Raw genomic sequence first — 15,498 nt, 5'->3', positions numbered from 1 at the left:
CCGTAGAAGTTGCCGAACACCTCGGCGTGCTCGAGGAAGTCGCCTTGGGCAATCAATGCCTTGAACTCCTCGTGAACCACGAAGTGATAGTTCACTCCGTGGATCTCGCCTGGGCGCATGGCACGGGTGGTGTGGGAGACAGAGACGCGGATCTGCTGGTCTTGCTGGGTCAGAGCAGTGACCAGGCTGGTCTTGCCAGCGCCGGAAGGCGCCGAAACGATGTAGAGGGTGCCGCTGCTGTGCTTCATGGTGGGGTGGCCTTACTCGATGTTCTGTACTTGTTCACGCATCTGTTCGATCAGCACCTTCAGGTTGACCGCTGCTTGGGTGCTGCGCGGGTCGAAGGCCTTTGAGCCGAGCGTGTTCGCCTCGCGATTGAGTTCCTGCATCAGGAAGTCCAGGCGTCGTCCGGCGGCGCCGCCCGACTTGAGCACGCGGCGCACCTCGGTGACATGGGTGCTGAGACGGTCGAGCTCTTCGGCGACGTCGCTCTTTTGTGCCAGCAGCACCATCTCCTGCTCCAGGCGCTGCGGGTCGAGCTCGGCCTGCAGGTCGTTGAAACGGTCGACGATGCGCTGGCGCTGGGCGGCCAGCATTTGTGGCACCAGGGCGCGCAGGGTGGCGACTTCGGTGGTCATGGCGTCCAGGCGCTCGTTGATCAGTCGGGCCAGCTCCTGGCCCTCGCGCAGGCGGCCGGCCTTGAGCTCGGCGAGCGCCTCGTCGAACAGTGCCATCGCCTCGGTGTTCAGCGCCTGTGGGTCGGCGGCATCGGCTACCAGCACGCCGGGCCAGGCCAACACTTCGAGGGGATTGAGCGGGGCTGGCTGATTGATCAGCCCGGCCACGGTCTCGGCGGCAGCGACCAGTTGCGCGGCGCGCTCGCGATCGACCTGCAACGGCTTGCCGGTGCTGTCTTCGGACAGGCGCAAGGTGCACTCGACCTTGCCGCGCGACAGCCCCTGGCGCAGGCCTTCGCGTACCGCGCCCTCAAGATCGCGCAGGGCTTCGGGCAGGCGCAGGTGCGGTTCGAGATAGCGGTGGTTGACCGAGCGCAGCTCCCAGGCCAGGGTGCCCTGGCTGCCGGCGCGCTCGACGCGGGCAAAGGCGGTCATGCTGTGCACCATGGGGAGTACCTCGCGAATTCGGTGTGTACGGGGAAGCCTTTCGGCTGCAAGGCGCAGGATTGTAGCGCAGTGCGGCGATGGCGCCCAATCGGACCATGCTACAGGGCGTCGCAGGCATAGGTGGAAAAAGTCGACGGGTTGCGAGGCCGCGACAATAGGCATGTCCTCGCAGGACGCACGGCTCTATAATGGCCGCCTGATTCGAATTCCAGTACAGGTATCCCAGATGAAACGTCCAAGTGGTCGCGCTGCCGATCAGCTTCGCTCGATCCGCATCACCCGCAACTACACCAAGCACGCCGAGGGGTCGGTACTGGTCGAGTTCGGTGACACCAAGGTCATCTGCACGGTCAGCGTCGAGAACGGTGTACCACGCTTCCTCAAAGGCCAGGGGCAGGGCTGGTTGACGGCCGAGTACGGCATGCTGCCGCGCTCCACTGGCGAGCGTAACCAGCGTGAGGCCAGTCGTGGCAAGCAGGGCGGCCGCACCCTCGAGATCCAGCGCCTGATCGGCCGTTCGTTGCGCGCAGCCCTGGACATGAGCAAGCTGGGCGACATCACGCTGTACGTCGACTGCGATGTGATCCAGGCCGACGGCGGCACCCGCACCGCTTCGATCACCGGCGCAATGGTGGCCCTGTGCGACGCCCTGGCGGTGATCAAGAAGCGTGGCGGTCTCAAGGGCGGCAACCCGCTCAAGCACATGATCGCCGCGGTGTCGGTGGGCATGTACCAGGGCGAGGCAGTGCTGGACCTCGACTACCTCGAAGACTCGGCTGCCGAAACCGACCTCAACGTGGTCATGACCAGCGCCGGTGGCTTCATCGAAGTGCAGGGCACTGCCGAAGGCGCGCCGTTCCAGCCTGAAGACTTCAACGCCATGCTGGCGCTGGCGCAGAAGGGCATGACCGAGATCTTCGACCTGCAGAAGGCTGCATTGGCCGACTGAAGCTGCGCCAAGGAGGCGATGGACCCATGAGTGAGACGAATCTGCCGATCGAAACGCCGAGCGCCGAAGTTCGGCAATGGGCGATGTTCTGCCACTTCAGCGCCTTGCTCGGGCTGGTGATGCCGCTCGGGCATCTGCTCGGGCCACTGGTGATGTGGATCTGGAAGCGTGAGGTCGATCCGTTCGTCGATGCCCAGGGCAAGGAAGCGCTGAACTTCCAGATCAGCATCACCATTGCCGGATTCATCTGCTTCCTGCTGATGTTCGTGGTGATCGGCATCGTGCTGTTCGCCATCCTGGCGGTGGCAGTGCTGATCCTGATCATCCTGGCAGGGGTTCGGGCCAATGAAGGCAAGCCGTACCGCTACCCGCTGATCTGGCGGCCTATCAAGTAGCCCTGCGCTCAAGGCAGCTGCAAACCGCCAGCTGCCTTGTGCAGGGTGCGCAGGTGTTCTCCTATCTGCTTCACGTTGGCCTCGATGGCCGCAATTTCCTTCGCGCGTGCTGGCTCCAGCAGCGCTCGAACTTCCTTGTCCAGGTCGGTACTCAGGCGTAGCAACTGCGCCTGCCGTTCACTGCTGACCTTCTCCAGGTGCACCCGCTCCTGGGGTTGCGGCAAGCCGTAGCCATCCGCCTCGAGCAGCTCGGCCGGGCGGCTGAGGAACCCACTGTTGGCAAGCATCTGCTGCAGCGTGGCATTGGCCTTGTCGATGCTGCCGTCCTTGAGCGCGGTGGCATTGAGGTAGCGTTGCTTGACCTCGTCCTGGGCCAGTAGCAACTGGCGGCGCAGGCTGGCCTGCTCGAGCAGCAGCAACGCCGCACTGGTGCGCAAGTCGGCTTGGGCGAACCAGGGCCGACGCTGCTCGGCATCCTGGGCCAACCAGTCTTCCACGGCGCTCTGTTTGATCGGCAACTGCTTCTTCAACACTTCGAACATGGCCTGGTAGCGGTCGCGATAAGAGTCGAAGCGATAGCCCAGGCGCAGCGCCTCGCGCGGATCGTCGAGTACGCTGGTGTCGGCCAGACCTCTTCCCTTGAGGACTTCGAGCAAGCCGTTGGGCATGATCGCGTCGAGATCGCTGAAGCGCTGGTCGGCGGTGCCGCTGCGCATCAGCTTGAGGGTTTCCACCGCGCAATTGTTGGACAGGAAATAGTAATTGCCGTCGTAGCTCCAGTGCATTTCGGCAGCCTGGCGCACCAGGTCCTCGATCTGCCGGCGATCGAGCTTGAGCGGCACGGAGGCCAGGCTGCGCAGTTCGGTCTTGGTGTACTCGTCGATCACCTGGCCCAACGGCAGGACGAACAGGCGCGACGGATAGGCGCCGGTCAGGCCGTCCCAGCTGGACAGTTGCACATCATTGACGAACGCGCGGTACGACAACACCAGGTGGCGGTCCAGGTCCAGGCGGCAGTCCGGCCCGCGTGGGCGGCCCGGTGCGCAGATCACCAGGCGCAGCATGCTGTGTCCCCAGCGGCTGACCCAGTTCTGGTTGGCCTCGGCAAGCAGGTAGTCGACTTCGTAGACGCGCTCGGGGTCGATTTCGCCCAGCGGCTCGCGAGCGAAGTCACTGCCGGCGTTAAGGAACGGCAGGCCCTTGGCGCAGGTGTCTTGCTGAGGTGCCCAGCCGAAATGATCGTGCAGGTACTGGTTCAGGGCCGGGCGCCGGCAGCCATAGCTCGGGTCGAGGAGGAAGTACTCCATGTTGACCGCGACAAACTCCTTGGGGCTGCTCAGCTCATAGCTGTCCGGGGTGCGTACCAGTTGACCGTTGTGCTGTTCACGCTCGCCACGGCGGCCGACGTACTGCGGCCAGCCGGCAAGGTCGAGCAGGCGCGGATCGTCACTCAGGGTGAAGCGGCGAGCAGTCTGACCACGGCATTGCTGGGGCAGGCCGATCTGGCCGAGGGTGCCCTGCTGGCGGTTGCACCGGGCGATCAGCGAGCGCTCGGCACTGGGCCACAGGCGCGCGCGATCATAGATGTGGGTGAGCTCGTGCAGCACGGTGGCCAGCAGTTCTTCCCGCACCGTGCCGTGGGGGCGATGGGTTTTTTCCGTGGCGGCACTGCCATCGGCTAGCCCTGGTAGCAGGCGGCTATTGAGATCTAGCGTCGAGACTGGCGAGGCCTGGCCGTAGGCATCGGCGGGCATCTTGTCGGTCCAGCCGACCTGGATACGGCGATCCAGGCGTTGTTTGAAGGAGGGGGGCAGCTTCGAAAGCGCCTCATCCAACAGCTGCTGGGAGGCCTGCTGCTGGCGAGCGTCCAGGCCGACAGTCTGCAGCTCGAGCTGCAGGTCGGCCAGGGCGGGCGTGCCGAGCAGCGTCAGGGCGCAGCCGAGCAGCCAGGCACGCACGCGCTTCACAGTGACAGGATGGCTTCGGCCAGTACCTGGTCGCTGGCGTCACGCGCTTCAGGCACACGCTCGCGCAGGGTGTCGAATGCAGCTTCGAGCTGGGCGCCACGGATATCGCCATTGCTGGCGACGAAGCTGGCGGCGTCGTCGCGGGCCTCGCGCACGACCTTGGAGTCGCGGATCGAGGTGGTGGTGTCGGATGTGAAATCGATCGAGCGGCCAAAGGCGCGAACGATGATATTGCTGGTGGCCACCAGGGTTTGCGCCTGGGCCAGGTCGGCCAGCAGCAACATGCCGAGGGTAGCGGCGATCAGCGGTTTACGCATGGAGCATCTCCGAAAAATACAGGGAGTCAGGTGTGATCATTGGACGAGAATTGCTTCTGCCAGTTCAAGGTCACCGACGGACTGACGCGAATAGATATGGCGCAGTTCCGTCAGTGCGGCTTGCAGCCGCGCGCCGCGAATCCGGCCGTCACTGGCGACGAATGCGGCCGCATCATCATGGGCCATGCCGACGATCTTGCGGTCGAACGGCGCAGTGGTCACCTGGCTGGTGACATAGCCGGTCATGACCGGAAACTGGGTCGTGACATCCATGGCATGGGCGCTTCCCATACTGGCAATGGCGAGCAGCAAGGGCACAAGGTAACGCATGGGTTTGGACAACGCTCTGTCGGCAGGGTGAATGCTGTTCCCGCAGGCGACGGGGGCGCCGTGGCCTGTGGGTACGATGGTTGGCGTCAGAGGGCCAGGATGGCCTGTGCCAGTTGTGCGTCACTGGCTTGCAGTGCAGGCATCTGCTGGCGGATGTGGATGAAGGCACTTTCCAGCTTCGCCCCACGAATATCACCTTGGCTGCCGACGAAGCTGGCAGCGTCGTCACGGGCGGCCTGGACGATCTTGTCGTCACGGAACGAAGAGGAGACGTCGGAGGTGGCGTCGGTGGACGCGGCCACTGCACCAACCACGGCATCGGTTGTGACGACGAAGCTGGTGGCGTGGGCGGTGCCCGCCAAGCTCAGCAGCATGGCAGCGCCAAACAGGTATTTACGGGACATGGGGGACTCCTGCGGGGGGTAGTTCTGATTATTCGGACGCTCGCACTGCTCGTCACGGTACTTTAGATAATAGGCAGCGCGTTTGACCAAGCTAACAGGCCGTTGTCGCAAGCGTATCACGTGGCTCTGTTTCCAGATGTGAAGGACGAGACCAGACGGAACTGTTACGGTCTTTTTTTAATTTCTGGAAATTGTACTGCTTCTGTGTTGAGCTGCTCAACTGCGCGGGTTTGAAACAAAAAAACCCGTCGCAGTTCCCTGCGACGGGTTTTGAGAATTCGCGGTGCCGGCGTGGTGCCGGCAAGCCGGAGCTTAGCGCCAGAAAGGCTTGCTCAGCTCTTGGTAGCGCTGGGACTCGCTGATACCGGCGTCGGCCAGCAGGCGGGCATCCAGGCGAGCCAATTGACGGCGGCTGGCGATGCGACGCTGCCACAGCAGCAGGGTCGACAGGGCGCGCAGAGGAGCCGAGGCTTTGGATTCAACGTTGTTTTCGAAAACCAGACCGGAACTGAGGGTACGTTCCATGATGTGTCATCCTTCCGCTTGTGGCGGGATTAGGTAGTGATTTAACTGATGCCAATGATCCTCCTCTGTCGTCCATAACAGTAGATACAGTTCACCAGTATTGCGATGGGCCAGTTAACTGTTAAACGCTACTGTTGCACTCCGAATTGGCATAACTGTACTGGTCTGCACTGTTTTCGTGCATTTTCGCTGCGTTTTAAAATATCGGCGGGGTTGATGCGGGGATTTTAGCGGTACAGTAGTACAGTTTTATAGATTTAACCTTTTAACTGTTTTATCGAGGCAGTCTTAATCGAGGGCTTGTTCCGCGAACACCGGCGTAGCCGGTACCATGCATCGCAGTGTTCCTTTCGCGGGCAAGCCCGCTCCCACAGGGGCCTGAGCTGCTTTGTAGGAGCGGGCTTGTCCCGCGATGGGCTCAGAAGACCGATACAGCTGGCCGATCAGCCAGCCAGCATCCGCCCGCTTTCTTCCAGGTTTTCGTGCCAGCTCAGTGCTTCGCGCAGGATATGCGGGGTGTGCCCGCCTCGCTGGCAGGCGCGGTCGAAGTAGTCGTTCAGTGCGGCGCGGTAGTCCGGATGCACGCAGTTGTCGATGATCGCCCGGGCACGTTCGCGCGGTGCAAGGCCGCGCAGGTCGGCCAGGCCCTGTTCGGTAACCAGGATGTCCACATCATGCTCGGTGTGATCGACATGGCTGACCATCGGCACCACGCTGGAAATCGCACCACCCTTGGCAATCGACTTGGTCACGAACACCGCGAGGTGGGCGTTGCGGGCGAAGTCGCCAGAACCACCGATACCGTTCATCATCCGGGTGCCGCACACGTGGGTGGAGTTGACGTTGCCGTAGATGTCGAACTCCAGCGCGGTGTTGATCCCGATGATGCCCAGGCGACGCACCACTTCAGGGTGGTTGGAAATCTCCTGCGGGCGCAGCACCAGTTTGTCCTTGTAACGCTCGAGGTTGCCGAATACGTCGGCATTGCGGCGGGTCGAGAGGGTGATCGAGCTGCCCGAGGCGAAGCGCAGCTTGCCGGCATCGATCAGGTCGAACGTCGAGTCCTGCAGCACTTCGGAGTACATGGTCAGGTCTTCGAACGGCGATTCGATCAGGCCGCACATCACGGCATTGGCGATGCTGCCGATGCCGGCCTGCAGCGGGCCAAGGCTGTTGCTCATGCGTCCGGCATCAACTTCCTGCTTGAGGAAGCCGATCAGGTGGTTGGCGATGGCCTGGGTCTCGTGATCCGGTGGCAGGACGGTGGATGGCGAGTCTGGTTGGTCGCTGATGACGATGCCGACGATCTTCGCTGGATCGATCGGGATCGCGGTGCTGCCGATGCGGTCATCGACCTTCACCAGTGGAATCGGCGTGCGGGTCGGGCGGTAGGTCGGGATATAGATGTCGTGCAGCCCTTCGAGGTTGGGGTTGTGCGACAGGTTGATCTCGACGATGACCTGCTTGGCGAAGATCGCGAAGCTGGCCGAGTTGCCCACCGAGGTGGTCGGCACGATGTGGCCCTGTTCGGTGATCGCCACCGCTTCGATGACTGCGATGTCCGGCAAGGTCAGCTGCTTGTTGCGCAACTGCTCGACGGTTTCCGACAGGTGCTGGTCGATGAACATCACCTGCCCGTCATTGATGGCCTTGCGCAGGGTGCTGTCCACCTGGAAGGGCATGCGCCGGGCGAGTACACCGGCCTCGGTCAGTTGCTTGTCCAGGTCGTTGCCGAGGCTGGCGCCGGTCATCAGACTGATCTTCAGTGGCGACTGCCTGGCGCGTTCGGCCAGGGCGTGCGGTACTGCCTTGGCTTCGCCGGCGCGGGTGAAGCCGCTCATGCCGACGGTCATGCCGTCCTCGATCAGGCCAGCGGCATCGGCCGCACTCATTACCTTGCTGTGCAGGGAGGACAAGCGGATACGATCACGGTACATGGATTGTTATCTCGGGCTACTTGGGCTACTGCAGCGCAGTCTAGAGATTTAGCCCGATGCCGTCCCGCGACCATGGTCGTATGAGAAGCCTGGAAATAGAGCCGTTGATCTGGATCAGCAAAACGACAAGGCCCCAGGAAGAATCTTCCCGGGGCCTTCTAAAACAGTGTCGTCCAGCTCGGAAAAGGACTACTCCACGGCCTTGACCATGTCCTCGATGACTTTCTTGGCGTCACCGAACACCATCATGGTCTTGTCCAGATAGAACAGTTCATTGTCCAGGCCCGCATAACCGCTGGCCATGGAGCGCTTGTTGACGATGATGGTCTTGGCCTTGAAGGCTTCGAGGATCGGCATGCCGGCAATCGGCGACTTGGGATCGTTCTTCGCTGCGGGGTTGACCACATCGTTGGCGCCCAGCACCAGCACAACGTCGGCCTGGCCGAACTCGGCGTTGATGTCCTCCATTTCGAACACCTGATCGTACGGGACCTCGGCTTCGGCCAGCAGTACGTTCATGTGCCCGGGCATGCGCCCCGCCACCGGGTGAATCGCATACTTCACGGTTACACCGTTGTGGGTCAGCTTCTCGGTCAGCTCTTTCAGGGCGTGCTGGGCGCGGGCCACCGCGAGGCCGTAGCCGGGAACGATGATCACGCTGTCGGCGTTGCTCAGCAGGAAGGTTGCATCGTCGGCCGAGCCGGATTTCACCGGGCGTTGTTCTTTCGTGCCGGCCGCTGCGCCGCTATCGGTGTCGCCACCGAAGCCGCCGAGGATGACATTGAAGAACGAGCGGTTCATCGCCTTGCACATGATGTACGAGAGGATTGCACCGCTGGAGCCGACCAGGGAGCCTGCGATGATCAGCATCGAGTTGTTCAGCGAGAAGCCAATGCCTGCCGCGGCCCAGCCCGAGTAGCTGTTGAGCATCGACACCACCACCGGCATGTCGGCACCGCCGATCGGGATGATGATCAGCACACCCATGACGAAGGCGAGGACCAGCATCAGGGTGAAGGCGCTGTAGTGTCCGGTGAAGGTGAACAGCAAGCCCAGGGCGAGGGTGGTGATGCCAAGGATCAGGTTCAGCTTGTGCTGGCCGGCGAACTGTACGGGTGCGCCCTGGAACAAGCGAAACTTGTACTTGCCCGACAGCTTGCCGAAGGCGATCACGGAGCCGGAGAAGGTGATTGCACCAATGGCTGCGCCAAGGAACAGCTCCAGGCGATTGCCGGTGGGGATCGGGTCGCTGATGCTGGCGACGATGCCCAACGATTGCGGCTCGAGCACCGCGGCGATGGCGATGAATACCGCGGCCAGGCCGATCATGCTGTGCATGAAGGCGACCAGCTCCGGCATCTTGGTCATTTCCACGCGCTTGGCCATGACCGAACCGGCGGTGCCGCCGATCAGCAGGCCGACGATCACGTAGCCAATGCCGGCCGTGGCCCCGCTGCTACCCACGGACAGTGCGGCGAGCTTATAGATGAGGCCGATGGTGGTGAGCATGGCGATGCCCATGCCGATCATGCCGAACAGGTTGCCGCGTCGGGAAGTGGTCGGGTGAGACAAGCCCTTGAGGGCCTGGATGAAGCAGACCGAGGCGACTAGATAAAGAAGGGTGACCAGATTCATGCTCATGCTTACTTCTGCCCCTCGTTCTTGGTTTTCTTCTTGAACATTTCCAGCATGCGGCGGGTGACCAGGAAGCCACCGAACACATTGACCGCGGCCAGGGCTACGGCGAGGGTGCCCATCAGCTTGCCGGCCGGGGTGACCGTCAGCGCTGCGGCGAGCATCGCGCCGACGATGACGATCGCGGAAATCGCGTTGGTCACCGCCATCAGCGGGGTGTGCAGCGCCGGGGTGACGTTCCAGACCACGTGGTAGCCAACGTAGATGGCCAGCACGAAGATGATCAGGTTGTAGATTCCGTGGGAAATCAGCATGTCTTCCATTGTCGTGCTCCTCAGCCGTTCTTGCGCACGACCTGGCCGTCGCGGCACATCAGGCACGCGGCGACGATGTCGTCTTCCAGGTTGATCACCAGCGCGCCGTCCTTGTCGAACAGCAGCTTCATGAAGTCCAGCAGGTTGCGTGCGTACAGCGCAGAGGCGTCGGCAGCCAGCTGGGCGGGCAGGTTGGTCGGGCCGACGATGGTCACGCCGTGTGCCAGCACTACCTGATCGGCCACCGTGAGCGGGCAGTTGCCGCCTTGGGCCGCCGCGAGGTCGATGACGACCGAGCCGGGTTTCATCTGCGCCACGGTCTCGGCGCTGAGCAGCGTCGGTGCCTTGCGGCCGGGGATCAGTGCGGTAGTGATGACGATGTCAGCCTGCTTCGCGCGTTCGTGCACCGCCTGGGCCTGGCGTTGCATCCAGCTGGCCGGCATCGGGCGGGCGTAACCGCCTACGCCTTCGGCGCACTCGCGTTCTTCATCGGTCTCATAGGGGACGTCGATGAACTTGGCGCCGAGCGATTCGATCTGTTCTTTCACGGCGGGCCGTACGTCCGACGCCTCGATCACTGCCCCGAGGCGCTTGGCCGTGGCGATGGCCTGCAGGCCGGCCACACCGGCACCGAGGATCAGCACGCGCGCGGCTTTCACGGTGCCCGCAGCGGTCATCAGCATGGGCATGAAGCGTGGATAGTGGTGCGCCGCAAGCAGCACGGCCTTGTAGCCGGCGATGTTGGCCTGCGATGACAACACGTCCAGGCTTTGCGCGCGCGAGGTGCGCGGAGCGGCTTCAAGGGCGAAGGCGGTGATGCCGTGTTCGGCCATCCTTGCGATGAGCTCGTTGTTGAAGGGGTTGAGCATGCCCACCAGGACACTGCCGGGATTGATCCGGGCCAGTTCCTGGTCGCTGGGCGCCACTACCTTGAGCACCAACTGCGCGCCCAAGGCATCGCCAGCGTCACCCAAGGAAGCACCTGCGGCCTCATAGGCGCTGTCCGGGATGCTGGCTTTGAGTCCGGCGCCCCGTTCGACAGTGACCTGATGGCCCTGGCCGACCAGTTTCTTGATGGTTTCCGGGGTCGCGGCGACCCTCGCCTCACCCGTCTGCGTCTCTAGAGGAACACCAATGTGCACGACTTTGTCTCCTGCGGTGACCTTGTCATTGTTGTTTCCAGCGCACTTCGGGTGGTGCTGCTGGAGCGGTCGTTGAGCAATGCATACCGCCGGTTCCGGGGCGGGCGAGGCATTTTGCAGACGAACCGCAGGTGCATCAACCGGTTCTGGAGCGAAACGAAGTTAAAACTACAAGTCACCCTGTGACCACATGTCGCAACCGTCCGCATCCAGGCCGTCAAGAACGCGCTATTGGGAGCTTAGGAGAAAAAATCGAAAATTTTTGGCGGTTTTCGTGCGTAGTTTGCTGGATGTCGTAAAAACAGCGGCAAACCCTCGCAGTTACTAGGGTTGATACGGTTTTTTTCGCTAATGGAACAGTTTATGGATTTGCGACAAATCCATATATCTGTAGGTGTTTAAAATAATTGACTACGAAGTCAGCTTTTAGGTTTCATACGCCTGCGGCGTAGTCGCGCGCCTGAATCACCAGCCAGTCGCGGAAGGCGCGCAGCGAAGCTGACTCCACCTTGCGCTCCGGAATCATCAGATAGTAGGCCTTGTCGCTCGACAGGGCATGCTTGTTTGCGACCACCAGTCGGCCCTCCGCCAGCTCGCGCTGGATGAGGAACGGCGGGATCAAGGCTATGCCCATTTCGTGCATTGCCGCCTGGCCCAGCATGGAAAACAGCTCGTAGCGCGGGCCGTTCATGTCGCGTTCCACGCTCATGCCCAAGCTGTCGAACCACTGCCGCCAGGCGTAGGGGCGGGTGGTCTGCTGCAGCAATGGCAGCTCGGCGATGTATCTGGCGTCTAGTGCGTCTCGTCCGTCGAGCCATTGCGGGCTGCACACCGGCACCGGATTTTCACCCATCAGGCGATGTGACTGGGTGCCAGACCAGTCGGCGTCGCCGAAGTAGATGGCGGCATCGAAGGTGGTGTCGGCGAACAGGAAAGGCCGCGTGCGGTTGGTGAGGTTGACCGTTACCTCCGGGTGGCGTTGCTGGAAGTCCTTCAGACGGGGGAGCAGCCACTGGGTGCCGAAGGTCGGCACTACGGCCAGTTCGATGACGTTGGCGCCCTGCTGGCGCATCACTGACAGGGTATCCCGTTCCACCGCGTCCAATTGCGCCGAGACCTGGCGGCTGTACGACAGACCAGCCTCGGTCAACTTCACACCCCGGCGCGAGCGTCGGAAAAGCTCCACATTGAGAAAGCCCTCCAGGCCACCGATTTGCCGACAGACGGCACCTTGGGTCAGCGCCAGTTCCTGGGCGGCCTTGGTAAAGCTCTCGTGGCGGGCGGCCGCCTCGAAGCAGACCAGGGCGGTGGTGCTGGGGATCTTGCGCCGCATGTACGTCATTCTCACTTATAAGAGGCGTTGGATAGGGATTTCGCTTATTACGGAGTGAGAAAATAGCACTAATAGGTGCGCAATCCTCGTTTGTCCGCCGACAGGTTCCGGCCTAGGATCAAGGCAACAAGAAATTTCGTCACATACCTTTCGAGGACTCTGCCCATGGCCGGTAAAGCAAGCTTCAACTGGATCGATCCGCTGCTGCTGGATCAGCAGCTCACTGAAGAAGAGCGCATGGTGCGTGACAGCGCTTATCAGTTCGCCCAGGACAAGCTTGCTCCGCGGGTGATCGAGGCGTTCCGTCACGAACAGACCGACCCGGCAATCTTCCGTGAGATGGGCGAAGTCGGCCTGTTGGGGGCGACCATTCCGGCGGAGTATGGTGGTAGTGGTCTCAACTACGTGTGTTATGGCTTGATCGCCCGTGAAGTGGAGCGGATCGACTCGGGTTACCGCTCGATGATGAGTGTGCAGTCTTCGCTGGTCATGGTGCCGATCAATGAGTTCGGCAGTGAAGCGCAGAAGCAGAAGTATCTGCCCAAGCTCGCCAGTGGGGAATGGATCGGTTGCTTCGGTTTGACCGAACCCAACCATGGCTCCGACCCAGGCGCGATGATCACCCGTGCTCGCAAGGTCGAGGGTGGCTACAGCCTGACGGGCAGCAAAATGTGGATCACCAACAGTCCGATCGCCGATGTGTTCGTGGTCTGGGCGAAGGACGATGCCGGCGATATTCGTGGCTTCATTCTGGAAAAGGGATGGAAGGGTCTGAGCGCTCCAGCCATTCATGGCAAGGTTGGCCTGCGTGCGTCGATCACCGGTGAGATCGTCATGGACGGCGTGTTCGTGCCGGAAGAGAACATCTTCCCCGAGGTACGTGGTCTGAAAGGCCCGTTCACCTGTTTGAACTCGGCGCGCTATGGCATTTCCTGGGGCGCGCTGGGGGCGGCTGAGGCTTGCTGGCACACTGCTCGCCAGTACACCCTGGACCGCAAGCAGTTCGGTCGTCCTCTGGCCGCCAACCAACTGATCCAGAAGAAACTCGCCGACATGCAGACCGAGATCACCTTGGGGCTGCAGGGCTGCCTGCGGTTGGGGCGGATGAAGGACGAGGGCACTGCGGCGGTGGAGATCACCTCGATCATGAAGCGCAATTCCTGCGGCAAGGCCCTGGAAATCGCCCGTCTGGCGCGCGACATGCTCGGCGGTAACGGGATCTCCGACGAGTTTGGGGTGGCGCGTCACCTGGTCAACCTCGAGGTGGTCAACACCTATGAAGGGACGCATGACATCCATGCGTTGATCCTCGGCCGCGCACAGACCGGCATCCAGGCGTTCTATTAATAGAGGGGCGCGGCCATGGGAGCACTGTCACATCTGCGGGTGCTGGACCTGTCGCGTGTGTTGGCCGGGCCGTGGTCCGGCCAGATTCTCGCCGACCTCGGGGCTGACGTGATCAAGGTCGAGCGCCCGGATAGCGGCGATGACACCCGGGCGTGGGGCCCGCCCTTCCTGCGGGACGCCCGAGGCGAGAACACCAGCGAGGCGGCCTACTATCTGTCGGCGAACCGGAACAAGCGTTCGGTGACTATCGACTTCACCCAGCCCGAAGGTCAGCGCCTGGTGCGTGAACTGGCGGCAAAGTCGGATATCGTCATCGAGAATTTCAAGGTGGGCGGGCTGGCGAGCTATGGGCTGGACTACGAACGCCTGAAGGCGGTCAATCCAAGGCTTATCTATTGTTCGATCACTGGCTTTGGCCAGACTGGGCCCTATGCCAAGCGCGCGGGCTACGATTTCATGATCCAGGGGCTGGGCGGATTGATGAGTCTGACCGGGCGGCCTGAGGGTGAGCAGGGTGCCGGGCCCATGAAGGTGGGAGTGGCGCTGACTGACATCCTCACCGGGCTTTATTCTACGGTGGCGATCCTTGCAGCGCTGGCGCATCGCGATCAGTCGGGGGAGGGCCAGCATATCGATATGGCTCTGCTGGATGTGCAGGTGGCGTGCCTTGCCAACCAGGCAATGAACTACCTGACCACGGGCACACCACCCAAGCGCCTGGGTAATGCGCATCCCAACATCGTGCCTTACCAGGACTTCCCGACGGCCGATGGTGACTTCATCCTTACGGTGGGTAACGACGGGCAGTTCCGCAAGTTCGCGGAAGTGGCCGGTCAGCCGCAGTGGGCAGATGATCCGCGCTTTGCCACCAACAAGCAGCGGGTTGCGCATCGGGCGGAGCTTATTCCTCTGATTCGACAGGCGACGGTGTTCAAGACCACTGCCGAGTGGGTGGCGGAGCTGGAAAGGGCTGGAGTGCCGTGCGGGCCGATCAACGACCTGGCGCAGATGTTCCAGGATCCGCAGGTCGTGGCGCGCGGCTTGAAGGTGGATGTTCCTCATCCGCTGGCGGGCAGTGTGCCTCAGGTGGCGAGCCCGATCAGGTTGTCGGAGACGCCCGTGGAGTATCGTCTGGCCCCACCTTTGCTGGGGGAGCATACCGAGGCGGTGCTGATGGATGTCTTGGGATTGGATGCAGTGGCTGTTCAGGTGCTGCGTTCTGCAGGGGTGCTGTGACAGCGTCTCAGCTATATAGAGAAGCGGGGGGGCCGGCAGGCCTCCCCGCTGTGTTTTCAGCGATCTGAAAGATTCTTGAAATAAAAGGTTGACGCCCTCTCAGATCCCCTTATAATGCGCCCCACTTCCGCAGCAAACGGAACGCAAAACTCCTTGTTAATCAACGAGTTAAGCGAGTTCGGTGAAGCGTGAAGGGCTTCGGTCACCTGATCGGCAGCGGTGAAAAAGGCAGTTGACAGCATCTTCGAGTGCTGTATGATTCGCCTCCCGCTACGAGAGATCGCAGCGAGTCAAGTGTTTGAAGCTAAACGAGTTTCTCGAAAAAAACTTCAAAATAAACGCTTGACAGCAAATGAGGAAAGCGTAGAATGCGCGCCTCGGTTGAGACGAAAAGCTCTTAACCAACCGCTCTTTAACAAATCGAATCAAGCAATTCGTGTGGGTGCTTGTGAGTACGGACTGATAGTCGCCAAGATTATCAGCATCACAAGTGACCATGCGAGAAATCACATAGTCATTTGAGATTGCTGAGCCAAGTTTAGG

At 61.7% G+C, this 15,498-nt stretch carries 15 protein-coding genes and 1 pseudogene; 4 read left to right on the top strand and 12 right to left on the bottom strand.

Annotated elements, in window-relative coordinates; all coding sequences use genetic code 11:
- Together VA602_RS10620 and VA602_RS10615 are read right to left on the bottom strand one after the other, a co-directional pair.
- Window positions 1-248 (bottom strand): annotated as a pseudogene (locus tag VA602_RS10620) (guanylate kinase); the annotation flags it as partial.
- Window positions 249-260: 12 nt separating this feature from the next.
- Window positions 261-1,124, bottom strand: a complete 864-nt coding sequence (locus tag VA602_RS10615; protein WP_054894866.1) for a YicC/YloC family endoribonuclease — start codon at window positions 1,122-1,124, stop codon at window positions 261-263.
- Between the two features lie 226 nt (window positions 1,125-1,350).
- On the opposite strand from VA602_RS10615, the gene rph reads away from it, so the two are divergent.
- Both rph and VA602_RS10605 read left to right on the top strand, forming a co-directional pair.
- Complete coding sequence (gene rph / locus VA602_RS10610) at window positions 1,351-2,073, top strand: ribonuclease PH (protein WP_063541806.1); 723 nt, start codon at window positions 1,351-1,353, stop codon at window positions 2,071-2,073.
- 26 nt (window positions 2,074-2,099) lie between these two features.
- Window positions 2,100-2,468 carry a DUF4870 domain-containing protein gene (locus VA602_RS10605; RefSeq protein WP_323453190.1) on the top strand — a complete coding sequence of 123 codons (369 nt, stop codon included), beginning with the start codon at window positions 2,100-2,102 and terminating at the stop codon, window positions 2,466-2,468.
- Between the two features lie 8 nt (window positions 2,469-2,476).
- Here the strand turns inward: VA602_RS10605 and VA602_RS10600 are convergent, their stop codons facing one another.
- From VA602_RS10600 to VA602_RS10555, 10 genes are all read right to left on the bottom strand, one after another.
- The gene (locus VA602_RS10600; protein ID WP_323453189.1) at window positions 2,477-4,435 is read right to left on the bottom strand and encodes a DUF7844 domain-containing protein; all 1,959 of its coding nucleotides are present in this window, start codon (window positions 4,433-4,435) and stop codon (window positions 2,477-2,479) included.
- The gene (locus VA602_RS10595; RefSeq protein WP_054894862.1) at window positions 4,432-4,752 is read right to left on the bottom strand and encodes a DUF2388 domain-containing protein; all 321 of its coding nucleotides are present in this window, start codon (window positions 4,750-4,752) and stop codon (window positions 4,432-4,434) included. Before VA602_RS10595 ends, VA602_RS10600 begins: the two co-directional genes overlap by 4 nt.
- Before the next feature lie 36 nt (window positions 4,753-4,788).
- Window positions 4,789-5,082, bottom strand: coding sequence for a DUF2388 domain-containing protein (locus VA602_RS10590; protein WP_054894861.1), 294 nt, complete (start codon window positions 5,080-5,082; stop codon window positions 4,789-4,791).
- Between the two features lie 86 nt (window positions 5,083-5,168).
- A complete protein-coding gene (locus VA602_RS10585) occupies window positions 5,169-5,486 on the bottom strand; it encodes a DUF2388 domain-containing protein (protein ID WP_054894860.1) in 318 nt (105 codons plus the stop codon).
- 312 nt (window positions 5,487-5,798) lie between these two features.
- Complete coding sequence (locus tag VA602_RS10580; protein ID WP_054894859.1) at window positions 5,799-6,011, bottom strand: DUF1127 domain-containing protein; 213 nt, start codon at window positions 6,009-6,011, stop codon at window positions 5,799-5,801.
- Window positions 6,012-6,454: 443 nt separating this feature from the next.
- The gene (locus VA602_RS10575; RefSeq protein WP_323453188.1) at window positions 6,455-7,948 is read right to left on the bottom strand and encodes an acetyl-CoA hydrolase/transferase family protein; all 1,494 of its coding nucleotides are present in this window, start codon (window positions 7,946-7,948) and stop codon (window positions 6,455-6,457) included.
- Window positions 7,949-8,137: 189 nt separating this feature from the next.
- A complete protein-coding gene (locus VA602_RS10570) occupies window positions 8,138-9,589 on the bottom strand; it encodes an NAD(P)(+) transhydrogenase (Re/Si-specific) subunit beta (protein ID WP_323453187.1) in 1,452 nt (483 codons plus the stop codon).
- Window positions 9,590-9,591: 2 nt separating this feature from the next.
- Window positions 9,592-9,906, bottom strand: a complete 315-nt coding sequence (locus VA602_RS10565; protein WP_023378063.1) for an NAD(P) transhydrogenase subunit alpha — start codon at window positions 9,904-9,906, stop codon at window positions 9,592-9,594.
- Between the two features lie 11 nt (window positions 9,907-9,917).
- Entirely contained in the window at window positions 9,918-11,039 is a 1,122-nt protein-coding gene (locus tag VA602_RS10560) for a Re/Si-specific NAD(P)(+) transhydrogenase subunit alpha (protein WP_323453186.1), read from the bottom strand.
- A 433-nt stretch (window positions 11,040-11,472) separates the two neighbouring features.
- Window positions 11,473-12,372: a LysR substrate-binding domain-containing protein gene (locus tag VA602_RS10555; RefSeq protein WP_323453185.1), complete on the bottom strand. Its 900-nt coding sequence runs from the start codon at window positions 12,370-12,372 to the stop codon at window positions 11,473-11,475.
- 165 nt (window positions 12,373-12,537) lie between these two features.
- Between VA602_RS10555 and VA602_RS10550 the strand changes: the two genes are divergently transcribed.
- On the top strand, window positions 12,538-13,719 hold the full coding sequence (locus VA602_RS10550; RefSeq protein WP_323453184.1) for an acyl-CoA dehydrogenase: 1,182 nt from the start codon (window positions 12,538-12,540) through the stop codon (window positions 13,717-13,719).
- A 15-nt stretch (window positions 13,720-13,734) separates the two neighbouring features.
- Window positions 13,735-14,955 (top strand): CaiB/BaiF CoA transferase family protein, encoded by a 1,221-nt coding sequence (locus VA602_RS10545; protein WP_323453183.1) that lies wholly within the window; start codon window positions 13,735-13,737, stop codon window positions 14,953-14,955.
- Window positions 14,956-15,498 lie beyond the last annotated feature (543 nt).

Source organism: Pseudomonas machongensis (genome assembly GCF_034961125.1).
Classification (GTDB): Bacteria; Pseudomonadota; Gammaproteobacteria; order Pseudomonadales; family Pseudomonadaceae; genus Aquipseudomonas; species Aquipseudomonas machongensis.
Note: the sequence above shows the minus strand (reverse complement) of the source record. Positions and strands in the feature narration are given on the sequence as shown.

Excerpts from the sequence above, each read along its gene's own strand:
- VA602_RS10550 (WP_323453184.1), top strand. The coding sequence starts at position 12,538 with ATGGCCGGTAAAGCAAGCTTCAACTGGATCGATCCGCTGCTGCTGGAT.
- VA602_RS10585 (WP_054894860.1), bottom strand. The coding sequence starts at position 5,486 with ATGTCCCGTAAATACCTGTTTGGCGCTGCCATGCTGCTGAGCTTGGCG.
- VA602_RS10605 (WP_323453190.1), top strand. The coding sequence starts at position 2,100 with ATGAGTGAGACGAATCTGCCGATCGAAACGCCGAGCGCCGAAGTTCGG.
- VA602_RS10555 (WP_323453185.1), bottom strand. The coding sequence starts at position 12,372 with ATGCGGCGCAAGATCCCCAGCACCACCGCCCTGGTCTGCTTCGAGGCG.
- VA602_RS10545 (WP_323453183.1), top strand. The coding sequence starts at position 13,735 with ATGGGAGCACTGTCACATCTGCGGGTGCTGGACCTGTCGCGTGTGTTG.
- VA602_RS10595 (WP_054894862.1), bottom strand. The coding sequence starts at position 4,752 with ATGCGTAAACCGCTGATCGCCGCTACCCTCGGCATGTTGCTGCTGGCC.
- rph (WP_063541806.1), top strand. The coding sequence starts at position 1,351 with ATGAAACGTCCAAGTGGTCGCGCTGCCGATCAGCTTCGCTCGATCCGC.
- VA602_RS10580 (WP_054894859.1), bottom strand. The coding sequence starts at position 6,011 with ATGGAACGTACCCTCAGTTCCGGTCTGGTTTTCGAAAACAACGTTGAA.
- VA602_RS10570 (WP_323453187.1), bottom strand. The coding sequence starts at position 9,589 with ATGAGCATGAATCTGGTCACCCTTCTTTATCTAGTCGCCTCGGTCTGC.
- VA602_RS10565 (WP_023378063.1), bottom strand. The coding sequence starts at position 9,906 with ATGGAAGACATGCTGATTTCCCACGGAATCTACAACCTGATCATCTTC.
- VA602_RS10615 (WP_054894866.1), bottom strand. The coding sequence starts at position 1,124 with ATGGTGCACAGCATGACCGCCTTTGCCCGCGTCGAGCGCGCCGGCAGC.
- VA602_RS10590 (WP_054894861.1), bottom strand. The coding sequence starts at position 5,082 with ATGCGTTACCTTGTGCCCTTGCTGCTCGCCATTGCCAGTATGGGAAGC.
- VA602_RS10575 (WP_323453188.1), bottom strand. The coding sequence starts at position 7,948 with ATGTACCGTGATCGTATCCGCTTGTCCTCCCTGCACAGCAAGGTAATG.